Here is a 16,189-nt window from a genome sequence, read left to right on the forward strand (position 1 = left end):
TTTTTTTTATAAATAAGTATTTTTTTATTTACTCTTAGTTATATTTGACAGCTATTTATCAAAAAATATATGAAAAGAGTTATTATCTTGTTTTTTATCGTTTTTATATCAAAAGTTAATGCACAAGAAACATTACCTATCTATGCAGATTATTTATCTGATAATGTTTATTTGTTACATCCAACTGCTGCAGGAATTGGTGATTGTGGGAAATTACGTTTAACTGCCCGTCAACAATGGATTGGAGTCAAGGACGCACCATCACTACAAACGGCTAGTTTTCATGCTAAGTTTAATGAAAATTCTAATGCAGGTTACGGTTTTGTTCTTTTTAATGATAAAAACGGATATCATTCTCAAAAAGGATTGCAAGGAACTTATGCTTATCATATAGATATGGGGAATGAAAATTTATTTAAACAATTATCATTTGGTTTGTCAATGTCAATAGTGCAAAATGAGGTTGATCAACGAAATTTCGTCAATGATCCTACTGTTAGTCAGATTATAAATAGCGATTTTTATTTTAATGCTGATTTTGGTATGGCATACCATTATAAAGGTTTTTCATCTTACTTTACAATAAAAAATATCATGCTTTCTGCAAAAAATGATTTAAACCCTGATTTTGAGTCGTATAATTTAAGAAACTATATTGTTGGAGGAGGATACTTTTTTGGTGATGCAGATAAACTACAGTTCGAACCATCAGTTATGTTACAATATAAAGATCAAACTGGCGAAAAAATTGCAGATTTAAATTTTAAAGTATACAAGCAATTTGAAACCACTCAATTATGGGCTGCTTTATCATACAGAAGAAGTTTAGATAGTAGTGTTTTTGGTGATGCACATTACATAACACCAATTGTGGGTGTTAATTATAAAAATTTAATGTTTGCTTATACTTACACTCAACAAAGTGGTGATGTTGTTTTTTCTAATGGAGGTTTTCATCAAGTATCATTTGGTATTGATGTTTTGTGTAGAAAACGTAGAGCTTCAGCTTGTCCAAATATAAATGGAAGTTTTTAAAAGTCTAAAGTAGCAACGGTAACCTTATCATAGTCTTTTAATAAATGCTGCAATACATCTTTGTTTTTGTTAATGTAAAAAACGTTAAATTCATTTTTATTGGCAGCGGCAAGAAGATTATTTTGCTTTAAAACGTTTTTAGTTTGTCTTGCTACAGCTTCTCCTGAATCAATAATTTTTATATTATTTCCCACAATTTTCTTTATTTGAGGTATTAAATACGGATAATGGGTACATCCTAAAACAATACAATCACATTTTGATGAAAGCATAGTCTTTAAATATTTATTTAATAAAGTGGTCATTTCAGAAGAGTGTATTTTTCCATTTTCAATCAACTCAACTAAGCCATTTCCAACCTGTTCAACAATCGTAATTTTATTGTTAATAGAAGCAGAGGTTTTTTCAAATAAAGCGCTATTAAGTGTGCCTTTAGTAGCTAATATTCCTATAGTAGCAGTTTTTGTTTGTATGGATGCCGATTTAATTGCAGGCTCAATGCCAATAATTGGAACAGAATATTTCTTTCTTAAATAATCAATAGCATTTGTCGTTGCAGTATTACAAGCAACAACAATTAGTTTACAACCTTTTTTTATTAAAAACTCTGTGTTTTTAATTGATAAATCAAGGATTTGCTGTTTTGATTTTTGGCCGTAAGGAGCATTTTTACTATCTGATAAATATATGGTGCTTTCATTTGGCAATAAAGCATGGATTTCTTTCCAAATAGAAGTGCCTCCAATACCAGAGTCGAAAATGCCAATAGGTTGTTGCTTTTGTGTAATCATAGATATAACAAAAATAAAAATCCTGCTGAATTCAGCAGGATTTTTATAAAATATTTTAAATGTTTCTTAGAAGCCTAATTTTGCTTTTACAGCATCGTAAATATCTTCACCTTTATCATAAACGATTAATCCTTTACCAGGTGCAGCATCAAATACATAGATAATTCCTTTAGCAGCAGCAACATCTTTAATTGCTTGTTCAGCTTTCTTTAAAATAGGAATTGTTTTTTCTTGGTATTTCTTTTGCATTTCTTGACTAGCAGATTGCTCAGCCTGACCAATTCTTTGTCTGTCTTGTTGAATTTCAACAGCTCTTTTTTGGTTTACTTCTTGTGTTTGGCTTTTAGCTTCTGCTTCATATTTTTTAATTTTAGCCTGTACTTTCTTTACCATCGCTTCAATATCATCACGATAAGTTTTGTTTAATTTTTCTAACTCAGCTTTCATTGCTTTAGTTGCAGGCATTTCAGATAATAATTTATCTGTATTTATATGTGCAGTTTTTTGTGCATTTGCCACACCACCTAATCCAATTGTGAAAATTGCAACTAATACTAACGTTTTTAAATGTTTCATCTTTGTTTTAATTTAATTTATGTTCTTTATTCTTGATTTATTTATTCTCTTCTGTTGTTGCTTTCTTTTTAACCTCTTCTTGTGCTTTTTTTAATGCATCCTTTTTCTGTTTCAGCAACCTTCTCTTATCAGCTCTCAGTTTTAATTTAGCTTGTCTTTTTTCTTCGATGAGTTTTATTTTAGCTAACCGGTCTGCTTCTTTTTTAGATCTAAGTGCTTTCTTTTTAGCTATTTTATCTTTTTGCTCATCAGTTAAACTTTCATTTTTAAGTAACTCTTTTTTAGCTGCTATTTTATCTTTCTTTTCTTGTTTTTTCTGATCAATATTAATCATTTTAACAATAAGGTCGCTAATATCGTGTTTTTTGTTTGAATATAGCATAACTAATTCACCTGACTTGTCAAATACGAAATCATATTTTTTTCTAGCGGCAATTGTTTGTACGGCGTTAAAAACTTGATCTTGAATAGGTTTAATTAATTGTTTTCTTAAATTATACATATCCCCTTTAGGACCAAAATATAATGATTCTAATCTGCGTAAAGATTCATGTTTAATTGTGATGTCTTCTTCGCGTTCATCAATTAAATCTTTTGTTAAAATAGCCTTTTCATTTGTTAAGTCAGTTTTTAAAACTTCTATAGCCCTAGCTTCTTTGTCTAATTTTGTTCTCCATTTTTCAACTTTTGCATCTAATGAGTTTTGTGCTTCCAAATATTCTGGAATATTTTGAAGAATGTACTCCATATCAATATATGCTATACGTTGCCCTTTTTGTGCTAGAGTGATACTGGTAATAAGTAAAAGAACGAGTGCTAAAATGTTTTTTTTCATCTTGATAAAATGTATTTAGAAAAAACCGTGCCAAAAAACTACAAGCGTTACAAATGTAAGGTTTTAGAACTGTCTTCCAATAATAAAATGTGTTTGCCAACCAGACTTTTCAGTTGATCCAGGTAGTGGATCAAACCCATGAGCAAAATCAATACCTAATAAACCAAAGGCAGGCATAAAAATACGAATACCCATACCAGCCGAACGTTTTAATTTAAACGGATTAAAATCACTAAAATTGTCATAAGAGTTTCCTGCTTCTAAAAATCCTAAAGTATATATTGATGCAGAAGGTTTATCAGTTATAGAATAACGTAATTCCATTTGAAATTTATTGTAAATAGAACCTCCGTCAATAGATGATATTCTATTGTTTTCATATCCTCTTAAACCGATTGTTTCACGACCATCTAGTTGTCCTTGTGCTATACCATCACCTCCTACAAAATATCTTTCTACAGGAGTTAAGCCTAGTTTGTCATTGTAAGAACCTAAATACCCCATTTCAAAATTAGACATTAACACTAATTTATTAGCTAATGATGTATACCATTTACCTTTCGCAGTAATTTTGTAGTATTCTAGCCATTTATATTTATCAGACAAATAAGCTTGTCTTTCATCATCTGTAGGGAAATCAGGTTCTGTATAATCTTTTCCATTAACCAAAGAGTATGGAAATGTAGCTTTAGCACTTAGTGAAAAGTCTGAACCATAGGTTGGGAAAATTAAAGTAGGTCCCGCAGAATTTCGCCCGAAAGCAACTGTATAGGCTAGATTATTTAAGTTACCATCACTAATAACATCATTAGATGAGCCTACTCTGTAGCCATAGTTTTGTAAGTCTATTCTTTGATAACTTATAGTTTGTGACAATGAAAAGTAATCATCTGGCCAAGTTAAACGTTTACCTAAGCCTACAGATGCTCCAATAATACTTAAGCTTTGATTTTTATCAACAGAGTTTGTATTGTAGTCGTATCTATATTGATTTGATAAGTATACAGAAAAAGATAATGATTGTGGTTTTTTACCCCCTAACCATGGTTCTGTAAAAGAAAAGCTATAGGTATTGTAAGTTCTACTAGTTTGTAAACGAAGTGATAACTTTTGTCCATCTCCCATAGGTAATGGTTTATAAGCTTCTTTGTTAAAGATATTTCTAATAGAAAAATTATTAAAAGATAACCCTAGTGTACCTATAAAAGATCCACCACCATAACCACCTTGTAGTTCTATTTGACTACCACCTTTTTCAGCAACAGAGAATTCAATGTCAGCTGTTTTATTTTGATAATTTGGCTTTACATCAGGGGTTACATTTGCATCAAAAAAACCTAATTGCCCAATTTCACGTATAGAACGAATGATGTTTTGACGGCTAAATAAATCTCCTGGTTTTACACGTAATTCTCTATAAATAACATGGTCATTTGTTTTATCGTTACCTGCTACGCTTACCTTCTTTATGGTAGCTTGCTCATCTTCACGTATACGAACCTCAACAGTAATAGAATCATTACTAACTTTTGTTTCAATTGCGTTTATTTGAGAAAATAAGTATCCATTGTTATGGTATAAGGTTTGAATATCTTGAGAATCAGGAGTTCCATCACCTGAAATACGTTCTTTTAAAACTTTACCGTTATAGATATCACCTTTTTCAATACGTAACAAGCTGTGTAAAAATTCATTAGAATATTCTTTGTTACCTATGAATTTAATTTCTTTGAAACGGTATTGGCGACCTTCCTCTAATGCTATTTCTAGATTAATGGTGTTATCATCATTCCATGTTAAATTGTCAGATATAATACGTGCGTCTCTATATCCTGTTTCACTGTATTTTTCAAGTATACTTTCTAAGTCTGCCTTGTAGTCATCTAACACATATTTTGATGATTTCCAAAAACGACCTAAAACTTTACGTTTAGTGTTTTTCATTAACCCACGTAAAGCACTGTTAGACATTGCTTGGTTGCCAATAAAGTTAATTTCTTTAATTTTTATACGTCTCCCTTTATCAATAAAAATATTCATACTAACGGTGTTAATGTCAGTAGTATCTTTTTTAGTTGTTAAAGATACTTTTGTTTTTAAAAAACCTTTGTCGGTGTATTTTTTCTTAATAAAGTTTCTGGTAGTTATAATTAGGTTATCGGTAACCATAACACCTTTTTTTAGCTCAGTTTCTTTTTTTAAATCTCTTGCTTTAGATTTGCTAACACCTGAAATTGATATATCGGTTAACTGAGGTAATTCTGTAACATCAAATAAAAGATAAACAGTTTCTCCATCTTTTTTTGATAAATAAACATCTACATCACTAAATTGTTTACTTTCATAAAGCTTTTTTATAGCACTAGTAAGTTTATCTCCTGGAAGTTTTATAGGCTGTCCATCAATCAAGCCAGTATAAACTCTTATGGTTTGTTCACTGAATTTTTGTAAACCTGTAACAGTAATACCTCCTAGAATATATTGCTCCCCTTTTTTGTAGGAAATAATATTGCTGTTAGCAGTACTATCTTTAACTATTGTGTTTTGTGCTTGTGTTTTCGCTGATAAAAAAGCGATTAAAAATACTACTATATAAGAATATTTATTCATCATTGGTCTCAATCTGTTCACTTGTTTTTCCAAATCTTCTCTCTCTATTTTGATAATCTATTACAGCCTCAAAAAGGTGTTCCTTTCTAAAGTCGGGCCATAGGGTTTCGGTAAAATATAGTTCGGCATATGCAATTTGCCAAAGTAAAAAATTACTAATTCTTTGTTCCCCACTTGTACGTATCATTAAATCAACGTCGGGCAAATTAAACGTATATAAATGGTTATTTATAATTTTTTCATCTATTTTTTCAATATCTAGTTCGTTATTAACAACTTTTTTAGATATGTTTTTGATTGTATTAACAATTTCTTCTCTTGAACCATAGCTTAAAGCAAAGGTTAAAGTAATTTTTGTATTGTTTTTAGTTTCTGTAATTACTTTTGTTAGTATTTTTTGAGCATTACTAGGTAGGCTATTGATATTACCAATAGCATTTACTTTTACGTTTTTACGTTGAAAATCTGGTAATTCTTTTTTTAAAGTGTTAACCAATAGGGTCATTAAAGCATCTACTTCTAATTTTGGTCTGTTCCAGTTTTCTGTTGAAAAAGCATAAAGTGTAAGGTTTTTAACACCTATTTCAGAGGCCGCGTCAGCAGTTTCGCGAATAGCAGTTAAAGCGTTTCGGTGCCCAAAAACACGTTGCATTCCTTTTCCTTTAGCCCATCTGCCATTACCATCCATAATAACAGCAATGTGATTTGGTACTTTTTGTAAATTAATACGATGTTGTTGTTCCGTCATATTATTCTGCTAATCCTTTGTAACAAGGTGGTCTTCCGAAGGAATAAACAATAGAAACTCCTGTAAACATATACCAGTCGTTTCCTGTACCTCCAAAATTTAAACTATTTATTTTCTTTGTTGTAAAATCAATATCATCTACTAAAGTAAATCGAACTCCAGTTTCTAAAGCAATAGCAAAATGATCGTCTAATCTTCCTTTAATTCCAATACCTACGGGTAATGAATATGAAAATTTATTTTTTAAACGAATTGTCGTTGGTGATGTTCTTTCAATAGGGCTACTGTAGTTAAATACCGCAATTTCTGCTAATAAATAAGGTGTAAAAGTGGTGTTGTAATTACTGATATTATAATCAAAAAAGTTAAATTCTATACCAGCGGCAAATTCATGTATATTGTTAGAGAATTGTATTCCTCTATTTTTACGAAATAAGTTTTCTGCATCTTTATCGTTTCCTGAAACAGGAATATATGTGTAAGTACCTCGTAAAGCTATTCTAGGGTTTAAATTATATTTATAAATTAATCCTGCACCTACTTTATTGGGGTATATGTAGTTTGTTCTACCTATATCACCTACGTAATTAGATCCGCCTAGAAATACACCTACTTCGTGAGTTTGTGATTGTAATGTAATTGCTGTAATAGCAAGTAGTATGAATAAAAAATATTTCTTCATGTTGAAAAATAGCGTGCAAATATAGGGAAATGAATTTGCTTTAAAAAGTTAATAATCTGTCTTTTTGATTAACTTTTTTTTATTGATTTTATTGTGAATAGTTATAATTATGAAGACTCATTACGAGTATCTTCTCCCCATAATAACTTTTCGCGCAATGTTTTTAAATGGGATTGATTTTGTAATAAGATGCTTTTTATAGAAAAATTAGCTTTTTGTATTTTAATTTTTGTTCCTTCTGAAACTGTTGTAATACGAGAGTCTAATGATATTAAAAAATCTTTTTCGCGGGCGCTAACTTCTAATTGAATTAAAGTGTTGTCAGGAATTACCATGGGTCTTGCGTTTAAGTTGTGTGGCGCAATAGGAGTAATTACAAGGCTTTTAGAATCTGGTAAAATCACTGGTCCGTTACAACTTAGCGAATATCCGGTAGAACCTGTTGGGGTGGATACAATAAGTCCATCTGCCCAGTAGTTTGTTAAGTATTCTTTATTTAAATATGTTTTTACTCCAATCATCGAAGTCGTATTTCTACGAGCAATTGTTATTTCATTTAAAGCAAAGTCTAATTCTGCAAACTCTTTAGCTTGTGGTGTTGTTGTTATTTGTAATAAAGACCTTTCTTGAATAGAATACTTGTTTGCCAGTAATAAGTCAACCGATTCTTCTATTTGGTCTTTTTGAACGGTTGCTAAAAAACCTAATCTTCCTGTATTGATTCCTAAAACAGGAATATTTAAATCTCTAATATAGGTAACAGCTCTTAAAATTGTACCATCACCACCCATTGAAAACATGGCGTCAAATGAATTAGAAAGCTCTTTAAAGTGAGTGTAAGTAGGGTGTTTTTTGGTTATAATGTTGTTGTTAGTAAGTAGGTCGTAGAAATCTTTTTCAAAAAAAACAACAATATTGTTTTTTTCTAAAACAGCGAGTAAGATTTTAATTTCTTTTTCTGCTGATATTGTATAAGTTTGACCGTAAATAGCTACTTTTTTCACTTGTAATAATGTTTTGTTAAAAGATATGTAAAACTTACATGTCTAAATATTTTTTCAAATAAGAGGCTCTGTCCTTTAATTCTTCTAGGTAAAAATCATCTTTATGTTGCGTAATTACATTATAGTCATATCTTCTAAAAGTTTGAATAATTTCATTTATTTCATCAGTAATTATTTTTAAAGTGATTTGAATATTGTCTTGATTTTCAGATGAAATATAAAAACCAAGTAGCTTGCCATTAGTTGTTTCAACTATTTGTGCAATCTGACTCATTGAATAATCGTTTTTGTTTTTATTAACGATTAAAGTTTCACTTTCGTTGTGTAAAAAAGGACTGTCGGCAAAAGCATCCAAAATATCACTTAACTCATAATAACCTACGTAATTCATTTCTTTGTTTAAAACAGGAATTAAATTACAATCATTGTCTGCAAAAAGCACAATTAAATCTAATAAAGTAGCTTCTTCATTGGTGTGAAAATGATCAAATAAATAAGAATATTCACTAAGTTCTTGATCTTTGTTTTCAATGGTTTGAATATCACTTTCTGGTAGACAGCCAATTAGTTTTCCATCATCAATAATCGGAATATGGGTTATCGGCAGATTTTTACATATTTTCTGAGCACATTTTACAGTGTTTTTTGAAGTAAGTGCTTTTATTTCGTCTAATATAAAGTCGTTGATATTCATTATTACGAATATAGTTTAAAATGTTTTAATGATTTACCTTTGTGGTTTAATTTTAATGACATGACAAAGTTAAGTGTAAATATTAATAAAATTGCAACATTACGTAATTCTAGAGGTGGAGATACACCTAATTTATTAAAAGTAGCTAAAGATATTCAAGAGTTTGGTGCAGAGGGAATAACAATTCATCCACGACCAGATGAGCGTCATATTCGTTATCAAGACGCGTATGATTTAAAATCATTAGTAACTACCGAATATAATATTGAAGGGAACCCGATTGATAAATTTACTAAAATGGTTTTAGAAATTAAGCCAACACAAGTAACTTTAGTGCCCGATAGTGTATCGCAACTTACTTCAAACGCAGGTTGGGATACGATAAAAAACCAATCTTATTTACAAGAGGTAATTGCTGAGTTTAAAAACGCAGGAATAAGAACGTCAATTTTTATTGACACGGATTTAAACTTGATTGAAGCGGCAGCAAAAACAGGAGCAGACCGTATTGAATTATATACCGAAGCTTTTGCAACGCAATATGATTTAGGAAATAAAAATGCAATAAAACAATATGTCGATGCTGCAGTTTTAGCGCACGATTTAGGATTAGGAGTCAATGCAGGGCATGATTTAAGTTTAGAAAATATTAAATTTTTCAAACATAATATTCCAAATTTAGCTGAGGTTTCAATAGGGCATGCACTTATTTCTGAAGCTTTATATTTAGGGTTAGAAAATGTAGTGAATATGTATTTACATAGATTACAATAAGATGCAAATTTTACATTCAAAAATTTTAGGAGCAGGAAATCCATTATTGATTTTGCACGGGTATTTTGGAATGGGTGATAATTGGAAAACTCATGCCAATCAACTTGCTAAAGACGGGTTTGAAGTGCATTTAATAGATCAACGTAATCATGGACGTAGTTTTCATTCTGATGAATTTAATTATGAATTAATGGTAGATGATTTGTATAATTATATAACGAATCATAATTTAGAAAAGGTAAATTTACTAGGGCATTCAATGGGAGGAAAAACAGTAATGTTATTTGCTACGGAATATCCTAAGTTAGTTGATAAGTTAGTGGTTGCAGATATTTCACCAAAAATGTATCCACCACATCATCATGATATTTTAGATGCGTTGAATTCGATTGATTTTACGATTCAAAACTCTCGTAAACTAATTGATGAAAAATTAGCAACCTTGATCCCTGAAATTGGTGTACGTCAGTTTTTGATGAAAAGTGTATACAGAAAAACAAAAACTGAATTGGCTTTCCGATTTAATTTATCATCCTTAACAGAAAATAATAATGAAGTAGGCGTTGCATTGCCATCTTTTACCATTTTTGAAGGAGAGACTTTGTTTTTAAAAGGTGAAAATTCAGGATATATTTCATCAAATGAAGCGCCAATTATTGAAGCTCATTTCCCGAATTCAACCATAAAAAAAATAGCCAACGCAGGGCATTGGCTGCATGCTGAAAATCCTAAGGGCTTTTATAATGAAGTTATTAGTTTTTTAAACTAATAAAATAAAGTAGGCTTGTAAATATAAGAGAACAAGTGTTTTTAGTTATAGGAAAAGAGATTACTTTAATAATATTTAATTGCTGAGTTTATTTTAGTATAACTGCCAAAATTACAGTTTATTAATTTTGGTATGATTATCGCACTTGATTATAAAAAATAAAAGTAATGAAACTATTTTTAAAATTATTATTAACAGCACTAGCAGTTATTATATTAGCAAGCATTTTGCCAGGTGTAACAGTAACAAATTATGTAACAGCTATGCTTGTAGCGGTGGTAATTTCGTTATTAAATATGTTTGTGCGTCCGTTATTGGTATTTTTTACATTACCGGCTACCATTGTAACATTAGGGTTGTTTTTATTTGTGATAAACGCCGTAATTATTTTGTTTGCTAGTAACTTAGTAGGAGGTTTTGCTGTAAATGGATTTTTTACAGCGCTCTTGTTTAGTATATTATTGTCAGTATTTAGGTCGTTCTTATTTTCGTTGTTAGATGAAGAAAGAAAAGCGTAAAAATTCAGTTAAAAGCAAGCGTAAATAATAATTTGATTATCAGTATATAAAAGATTAAAAACAGTGTTTGTTCTTAGTAGCAAATAGCTTGTTTCTAAAAAAATAAAATAGTAATTTTGCACCCGATTTTAAAGAAACTTATTTTAAGATGAATATTACAAAAGAAAACGTAGATGCGTTAAATGCAGTTGTAAAAGTTGATATAGTTGCTGAAGATTATCAAGCTAAAGTAACAAAGCAATTAAACGATTACCGTAAAACAGCAAACATTCCAGGATTTAGAAAAGGTCAAGTGCCAATGGGAATGGTAAAAAAGCAATACGGAAAATCAATAATGATTGATGAAGTAAATAAGCTTTTACAAGAATCATTAAATAAATATTTAACAGAAGAAAAATTAGATATTTTAGGAAACCCGTTACCAAGAGTTCAAGACGATTTTAATTGGGATGCTGAAAAGTTTTCTTTTGAATTCGAATTAGGATTAGCCCCTGAGTTTGATGTAAACTTAAAGCCTAAAAATAAAGTTACCCAATATAACATCGTTGCTACTGATGAGTTATTAGACAAAGAGGTTGAGAATATTCAAACTCGTTACGGTAAAATGATAGCTAAAGAAGAAGCTACTGAAACAGCAAACGTAACAGGTACATTTATAAACGAAGAGAAAGAAATCAATAAGAAATCAACTGTTTCTGTAAAAGATATTAAAGGAAAAACAAACTTAAAAAAGTTTGTTGGTGCCAAAGTTGGTGATGTTTTAGAATTAAAAACTAAAAACTTATTTGAAGACGAACATAAATTACAAGGAGCTTTAGGAGTTTCTCATGATGATGTTCACGAATTAGATGTTCCTGTAACTTTTACTATTGAAGAAATTACTGAAACAGAAGCAGCAGAATTAGATAAAGAATTATTTGATAAGTTATTTGCTGACGGAAGTGTAAGCACAGTTTCTGATTTAAAAGATAAAATTAAAGAAGATGCTGAAAAGCAATTTCAACAACAAGCAGATCAGCAATTGTTAAACGCAATTACTGAAAGCTTAGTAGAAAATACAAAGTTTGATTTACCTGTTGAGTTTTTACAAAAGTGGTTACAAACTGCTGGTGAAAAACAGTTAACTGCTGAAGAAGCTGTTGAAGAGTATAACAAATCTGAAAAAGGACTACGTTACCAATTAATCGAAGGAAAGGTTATGAAGGATAACGATATCAAATTAGATTATAAAGAATTGGTAGACTATGCAAAAGGATTTATCCGTTCGCAAATGGCACAATTTGGTAACATGAACCCAGAAGAAAAAGAATTAGACGATATTGCTGGTAGAGTGTTACAAAATCAAGAAGAAGCTCAAAAATTACAATCGCAATTAATTAGCCAAAAATTATTAGCTTTTTATAAAGAAAACATGAGTTTCGATTCGAAAGAGCTTTCGTACGAAGATTTCATCAAAGAAGTATATAAATAAATGTCATTGCGAAGAGTAAAACAACCTGTTTATTAAAAACTAAATTGTTTTAATTAGCCCTTCGTAAAGACAAAAAAACATAAGAAACCTGAATGTAAATTCAGGTTTTTTTAGCCATAAACAGTAGTAAAATACTAACTAAATAGTTCTTATATTTACAACTTTATAACCCCAAAAACATTTTTAGAATGGATTACGGAAAAGAATTTGAAAAATACGCAACAAAGCACCACGGAATAAACAGTACATATTTAGGTAAAGTAACCAGTAGTTTAACGCCATATATAATGGAAGAACGTCAAATGAATATTACACAAATGGATGTTTTTTCTCGTTTAATGATGGATAGAATTATCTTTTTAGGTACTGGTATTAACGATCAAGTAGCTAATGTAATTCAAGCACAATTATTATTTTTAGAAAGTGTAGACGCTAATAAAGATATTTCAATTTACATCAATTCACCAGGAGGTGGAGTATATGCTGGTTTAGGTATTTATGATACCATGCAATTTATTAAGCCAGATGTAGCAACAATTTGTACAGGTATGGCAGCATCAATGGGAGCTGTATTAATGTGTGCTGGCGAAAAAGGAAAACGATCTGCTTTACCACATTCACGTATCATGATTCACCAACCATTAGGAGGCGCACAAGGACAAGCATCTGATATGGAAATTACTGTAAAAGAAATCGGAAAATTAAAAACCGAATTATACAATATTATAGCAAATCATTCAGGGCAACCTTTTGATAAAGTACATGCCGATTCTGATCGTGATTATTGGATGAAAGCCGACGAAGCAAAAGAGTACGGAATGGTTGATGAAATTTTAACAAGAAAATAAAATACTTGCCTTAAGCTTACGTTAAAAACACACGCTGTTAATTAAGAGTGTGCTTTTTAGCCAAAGGCCTAAAGCCAAAAGCAAATAAGATGTCGAAAGAAGAAAACTTACAATGTTCCTTTTGTGGGCGTAAAAAACCAGAAACCGATTTGTTAATCGCAGGTATGGATGCGCATATTTGTGACAAATGTATAGAGCAAGCACACGGAATTGTAGAGGAAGAAATAACTGAAGCTAAAACTGATGGATTGTCTAAAGATTTAACATTAAAAAAACCATTAGAAATAAAAGGTTTTTTAGATGAATATATTATTGGGCAAGATGCTACTAAAAAAGCAATGGCAGTAGCTGTTTACAATCATTATAAAAGATTATTGCAAGCAAAAGATGATGCTGATGAGGTTGAGATAGAAAAATCAAACATTGTTTTAGTTGGTGAAACAGGTACTGGTAAAACATTAGTAGCCCGTACTATTGCTAAAATGTTAAATGTACCATTCTCTATTGTTGATGCTACAGTTTTAACGCAAGCAGGTTATGTAGGTGAAGATGTTGAAAGTATTTTAAGTCGTTTACTACAAGCTGCAGATTATGATGTAGAAAAAGCCCAGAGAGGAATCGTTTTTATCGATGAAATTGATAAAATTGCGCGTAAAGGCGATAATCCATCAATAACTAGAGATGTTTCTGGTGAAGGAGTGCAACAAGCATTATTAAAATTATTAGAAGGGTCAGTGGTAAATGTAGCTCCTAAAGGAGGAAGAAAGCATCCTGATCAAAAATTTATTGAGGTAGATACTAAAGATATTTTATTTATTGCAGGCGGTGCTTTTTCTGGAATAGACAGAGTTATTAGCAAGCGTTTAAATATGCAAGCGGTAGGGTACAGCGCATCAATAGATGAAGATAAAATAGATGAGGATAATTTATTACAATATATTATTCCATCAGATTTAAAATCTTTTGGATTGATTCCAGAAATCATTGGTCGTTTGCCAGTATTAAGTCACATGAATCCGTTAGATGCAGAAACGTTAAGGGCTATTTTAACGGAACCTAAAAACTCGATTATTAAACAGTATACAAAATTATTTTTAATGGATGATGTTGTATTTAGTTTAACCGAAGAAGCTTTACAATATATTGTAGATAAAGCGGTAGCATATAAATTAGGTGCTCGTGGATTGCGTTCGTTATGTGAAGCTATTTTAACAGATGCGATGTTTGATATGCCTAGTTCTGATGAAAAAGAATTAATAATAACAAAAGAGTATGCTGAAGCTAAAATAACAAAATCGGCTTTAAAGAAATTAAGAGCTGCTTCGTAATAGACGTACAATAAATAGTTACAAAAAAAAAGCACCTTATTTTTATAAGGTGCTTTTTTTATTTGCTTAAAAAATATTTAACGAGTTCTTATTTTACTGTGTTTTTGAATCCATTCAGTAAGCTGTGCATTGGTTAAATTATATTTTTTTTGCACAATGTTTTTTTTGCTTTGCAAGTAGGCAGTGTTTAAAACTAAATATTCATATTCTTTAGCTACCGACTTTTTAAACTTTGTATAATAGCTTTCAGAGTTTTCTGAAACAGGTGTCGTTTTTACTTTAAGATCAGCGTTACCAAGTAAATTAATCCACTCGGTAAATTGATTTGCGTTTAAATTATATTTTTTCTGAATTTCCTCTTTTTTACTTTGTAGGTAAGCCGGTGTAAGAATGGCTTTTTCATACTCTTCTACAGCAGATTTTTTAAATTTAGCATAATAAGCAGGCGTAAATTTAGCAGGAAGTCCAACATCAGTTGTTTTTGTTACACTTTCTGTAGTTAATAAACTAGCATATTTAGCAAGCCATTGGGTAAGTTGTGCTGGGTTTAAGCTGTATTTTCGTTGCAATTCCTCTTTTTTACTTTGTAAATGTGCAGCTGTTAAAACAAGTTTATCATATTCGGTAACTACAGAAAGTTGAAATTTTTCATAATAATTAGAGGCACTTTCTTTTGAAGTGTTATTCTGTGTCGGTTGTTTTTTTACAACACTAGGTTGTTGTACAATTGCTTTTTCTTTTTTAATTATAGTTGAAGTAGGGGTACTTACAGTAGCATTTGTAGTGTAGTAAGCTGTGTCGTCTTTATACCATGCTTGAGGAATATTATTACGCTGTACGTTGTTTACAACAATGGCGTCAATTTCATTACTAGTAGCATCTAAACTTTCTAACTTAGTACAACCTTTAACATCTAATTTAGAAATGCGATTAAAACTACAGTATAAACTTTCAAGGTTTTTGTTGTCTCCAAGAATAAGCTCCGTTAACTCATTGTTATCACAACTTACATAAATTAATTCGGTATTGTTTCGAAGGTCAAGGCGCTCAATTTTATTATCGCTACAATTTAAAAAAGTAATAGAAGTGCTTTTAGATAAATCAATTTTTGTAATATTATTTCCAAAACAATCAATACGTTTTAAATTAGGAAAGCTTTCAAGTCCTGTTAAATCTTTAACTTTAGAGTGTACGTTTGGTAATAACTTGTTGGTTATAGGGTCGTTAATGTTTAGGTTAACAACATATCTAGCATCACTAACTAAAATACTTCCGTTTAATCCGTTAGAGTCAATTCCTAAGTCGATTAAACATTCCTCCAAACCAATATCAGGAATAGTAATAGTTTCTTGCGAAGCTACATTTATAGTTAATAATACTGTAAATATGAATGATATATATGTTTTCATGATTGATAATTTGTGGCAAAACTATATATTTATAAGTTTTTAGCAAATAAAATAGATAAGAGATTTCTTTTTAATCATCAAAATATATAAAACGAGT

The 16,189-nt window shown here is 30.4% G+C and carries 16 protein-coding genes; 7 read left to right on the forward strand and 9 right to left on the reverse strand.

The annotated features are described in order from the left end of the window. Positions 1–69 precede the first annotated feature (69 nt). The gene (locus BA195_RS04755; protein ID WP_068702944.1) at positions 70–1,035 is read left to right on the forward strand and encodes a PorP/SprF family type IX secretion system membrane protein; all 966 of its coding nucleotides are present in this window, start codon (positions 70–72) and stop codon (positions 1,033–1,035) included. Here BA195_RS04755 and murI read toward each other — a convergent pair. The 8 genes from murI to BA195_RS04795 all read right to left on the reverse strand — a co-directional run bounded on the left by murI (position 1,032) and on the right by BA195_RS04795 (position 8,975). Then, positions 1,032–1,826, reverse strand: a complete 795-nt coding sequence (murI, locus tag BA195_RS04760; protein WP_068702946.1) for a glutamate racemase — start codon at positions 1,824–1,826, stop codon at positions 1,032–1,034. The genes BA195_RS04755 and murI overlap by 4 nt on opposite strands. A 66-nt stretch (positions 1,827–1,892) precedes the next feature. After that, positions 1,893–2,402: an OmpH/Skp family outer membrane protein gene (locus BA195_RS04765; protein WP_068702952.1), complete on the reverse strand. Its 510-nt coding sequence runs from the start codon at positions 2,400–2,402 to the stop codon at positions 1,893–1,895. A 37-nt stretch (positions 2,403–2,439) separates the two neighbouring features. Continuing rightward, positions 2,440–3,237: an OmpH/Skp family outer membrane protein gene (locus tag BA195_RS04770; RefSeq protein WP_068702956.1), complete on the reverse strand. Its 798-nt coding sequence runs from the start codon at positions 3,235–3,237 to the stop codon at positions 2,440–2,442. Positions 3,238–3,300: 63 nt separating this feature from the next. Further along, complete coding sequence (bamA, locus tag BA195_RS04775) at positions 3,301–5,850, reverse strand: outer membrane protein assembly factor BamA (RefSeq protein ID WP_420882847.1); 2,550 nt, start codon at positions 5,848–5,850, stop codon at positions 3,301–3,303. Further along, positions 5,840–6,595, reverse strand: a complete 756-nt coding sequence (locus BA195_RS04780; protein WP_068702958.1) for an isoprenyl transferase — start codon at positions 6,593–6,595, stop codon at positions 5,840–5,842. The genes bamA and BA195_RS04780 overlap by 11 nt, the downstream gene beginning before the upstream one ends. A 1-nt stretch (position 6,596) precedes the next feature. After that, positions 6,597–7,277 (reverse strand): type IX secretion system protein PorG, encoded by a 681-nt coding sequence (porG, locus tag BA195_RS04785; RefSeq protein ID WP_068702959.1) that lies wholly within the window; start codon positions 7,275–7,277, stop codon positions 6,597–6,599. A gap of 107 nt (positions 7,278–7,384) precedes the next feature. After that, positions 7,385–8,281, reverse strand: a complete 897-nt coding sequence (locus BA195_RS04790) for an NAD kinase (RefSeq protein WP_068702960.1) — start codon at positions 8,279–8,281, stop codon at positions 7,385–7,387. A 34-nt stretch (positions 8,282–8,315) separates the two neighbouring features. After that, positions 8,316–8,975 (reverse strand): CBS domain-containing protein, encoded by a 660-nt coding sequence (locus BA195_RS04795; RefSeq protein WP_068702961.1) that lies wholly within the window; start codon positions 8,973–8,975, stop codon positions 8,316–8,318. A gap of 60 nt (positions 8,976–9,035) precedes the next feature. Here BA195_RS04795 and BA195_RS04800 point away from each other — a divergent pair, with 60 nt between their 5' ends. The 6 genes from BA195_RS04800 to clpX all read left to right on the forward strand — a co-directional run bounded on the left by BA195_RS04800 (position 9,036) and on the right by clpX (position 14,683). Beyond that, positions 9,036–9,749: a pyridoxine 5'-phosphate synthase gene (locus BA195_RS04800; protein WP_068702963.1), complete on the forward strand. Its 714-nt coding sequence runs from the start codon at positions 9,036–9,038 to the stop codon at positions 9,747–9,749. 1 nt (position 9,750) lies between these two features. Beyond that, entirely contained in the window at positions 9,751–10,518 is a 768-nt protein-coding gene (locus BA195_RS04805) for an alpha/beta fold hydrolase (RefSeq protein ID WP_068702965.1), read from the forward strand. Between the two features lie 167 nt (positions 10,519–10,685). Further along, complete coding sequence (locus BA195_RS04810; protein WP_068702967.1) at positions 10,686–11,036, forward strand: phage holin family protein; 351 nt, start codon at positions 10,686–10,688, stop codon at positions 11,034–11,036. Between the two features lie 148 nt (positions 11,037–11,184). Further along, complete coding sequence (gene tig, locus BA195_RS04815; RefSeq protein ID WP_068702969.1) at positions 11,185–12,507, forward strand: trigger factor; 1,323 nt, start codon at positions 11,185–11,187, stop codon at positions 12,505–12,507. A gap of 188 nt (positions 12,508–12,695) precedes the next feature. Then, positions 12,696–13,355, forward strand: coding sequence for an ATP-dependent Clp endopeptidase proteolytic subunit ClpP (gene clpP, locus BA195_RS04820; protein WP_068702971.1), 660 nt, complete (start codon positions 12,696–12,698; stop codon positions 13,353–13,355). Between the two features lie 89 nt (positions 13,356–13,444). Further along, on the forward strand, positions 13,445–14,683 hold the full coding sequence (clpX, locus tag BA195_RS04825) for an ATP-dependent Clp protease ATP-binding subunit ClpX (protein WP_068702973.1): 1,239 nt from the start codon (positions 13,445–13,447) through the stop codon (positions 14,681–14,683). A gap of 77 nt (positions 14,684–14,760) precedes the next feature. Here clpX and BA195_RS04830 read toward each other — a convergent pair whose 3' ends face one another. Further along, positions 14,761–16,092, reverse strand: coding sequence for a leucine-rich repeat domain-containing protein (locus tag BA195_RS04830; protein WP_068702975.1), 1,332 nt, complete (start codon positions 16,090–16,092; stop codon positions 14,761–14,763). Between the last annotated feature and the right edge of the window lie 97 nt (positions 16,093–16,189).

Source organism: Tenacibaculum soleae (assembly GCF_001693415.1).
GTDB classification, from domain to species: Bacteria; Bacteroidota; Bacteroidia; order Flavobacteriales; family Flavobacteriaceae; genus Polaribacter; species Polaribacter soleae.

What these genes read in the sequence shown, in the direction of transcription:
- BA195_RS04755 (WP_068702944.1), top strand. Translation starts at nt 70, where the DNA reads ATGAAAAGAGTTATTATCTTGTTTTTTATCGTTTTTATATCAAAAGTT.
- murI (WP_068702946.1), bottom strand. Translation starts at nt 1,826, where the DNA reads ATGATTACACAAAAGCAACAACCTATTGGCATTTTCGACTCTGGTATT.
- BA195_RS04765 (WP_068702952.1), bottom strand. Translation starts at nt 2,402, where the DNA reads ATGAAACATTTAAAAACGTTAGTATTAGTTGCAATTTTCACAATTGGA.
- BA195_RS04770 (WP_068702956.1), bottom strand. Translation starts at nt 3,237, where the DNA reads ATGAAAAAAAACATTTTAGCACTCGTTCTTTTACTTATTACCAGTATC.
- bamA (WP_420882847.1), bottom strand. Translation starts at nt 5,850, where the DNA reads ATGATGAATAAATATTCTTATATAGTAGTATTTTTAATCGCTTTTTTA.
- BA195_RS04780 (WP_068702958.1), bottom strand. Translation starts at nt 6,595, where the DNA reads ATGACGGAACAACAACATCGTATTAATTTACAAAAAGTACCAAATCAC.
- porG (WP_068702959.1), bottom strand. Translation starts at nt 7,277, where the DNA reads ATGAAGAAATATTTTTTATTCATACTACTTGCTATTACAGCAATTACA.
- BA195_RS04795 (WP_068702961.1), bottom strand. Translation starts at nt 8,975, where the DNA reads ATGAATATCAACGACTTTATATTAGACGAAATAAAAGCACTTACTTCA.
- BA195_RS04800 (WP_068702963.1), top strand. Translation starts at nt 9,036, where the DNA reads ATGACAAAGTTAAGTGTAAATATTAATAAAATTGCAACATTACGTAAT.
- BA195_RS04805 (WP_068702965.1), top strand. Translation starts at nt 9,751, where the DNA reads ATGCAAATTTTACATTCAAAAATTTTAGGAGCAGGAAATCCATTATTG.
- BA195_RS04810 (WP_068702967.1), top strand. Translation starts at nt 10,686, where the DNA reads ATGAAACTATTTTTAAAATTATTATTAACAGCACTAGCAGTTATTATA.
- tig (WP_068702969.1), top strand. Translation starts at nt 11,185, where the DNA reads ATGAATATTACAAAAGAAAACGTAGATGCGTTAAATGCAGTTGTAAAA.
- clpP (WP_068702971.1), top strand. Translation starts at nt 12,696, where the DNA reads ATGGATTACGGAAAAGAATTTGAAAAATACGCAACAAAGCACCACGGA.
- clpX (WP_068702973.1), top strand. Translation starts at nt 13,445, where the DNA reads ATGTCGAAAGAAGAAAACTTACAATGTTCCTTTTGTGGGCGTAAAAAA.
- BA195_RS04830 (WP_068702975.1), bottom strand. Translation starts at nt 16,092, where the DNA reads ATGAAAACATATATATCATTCATATTTACAGTATTATTAACTATAAAT.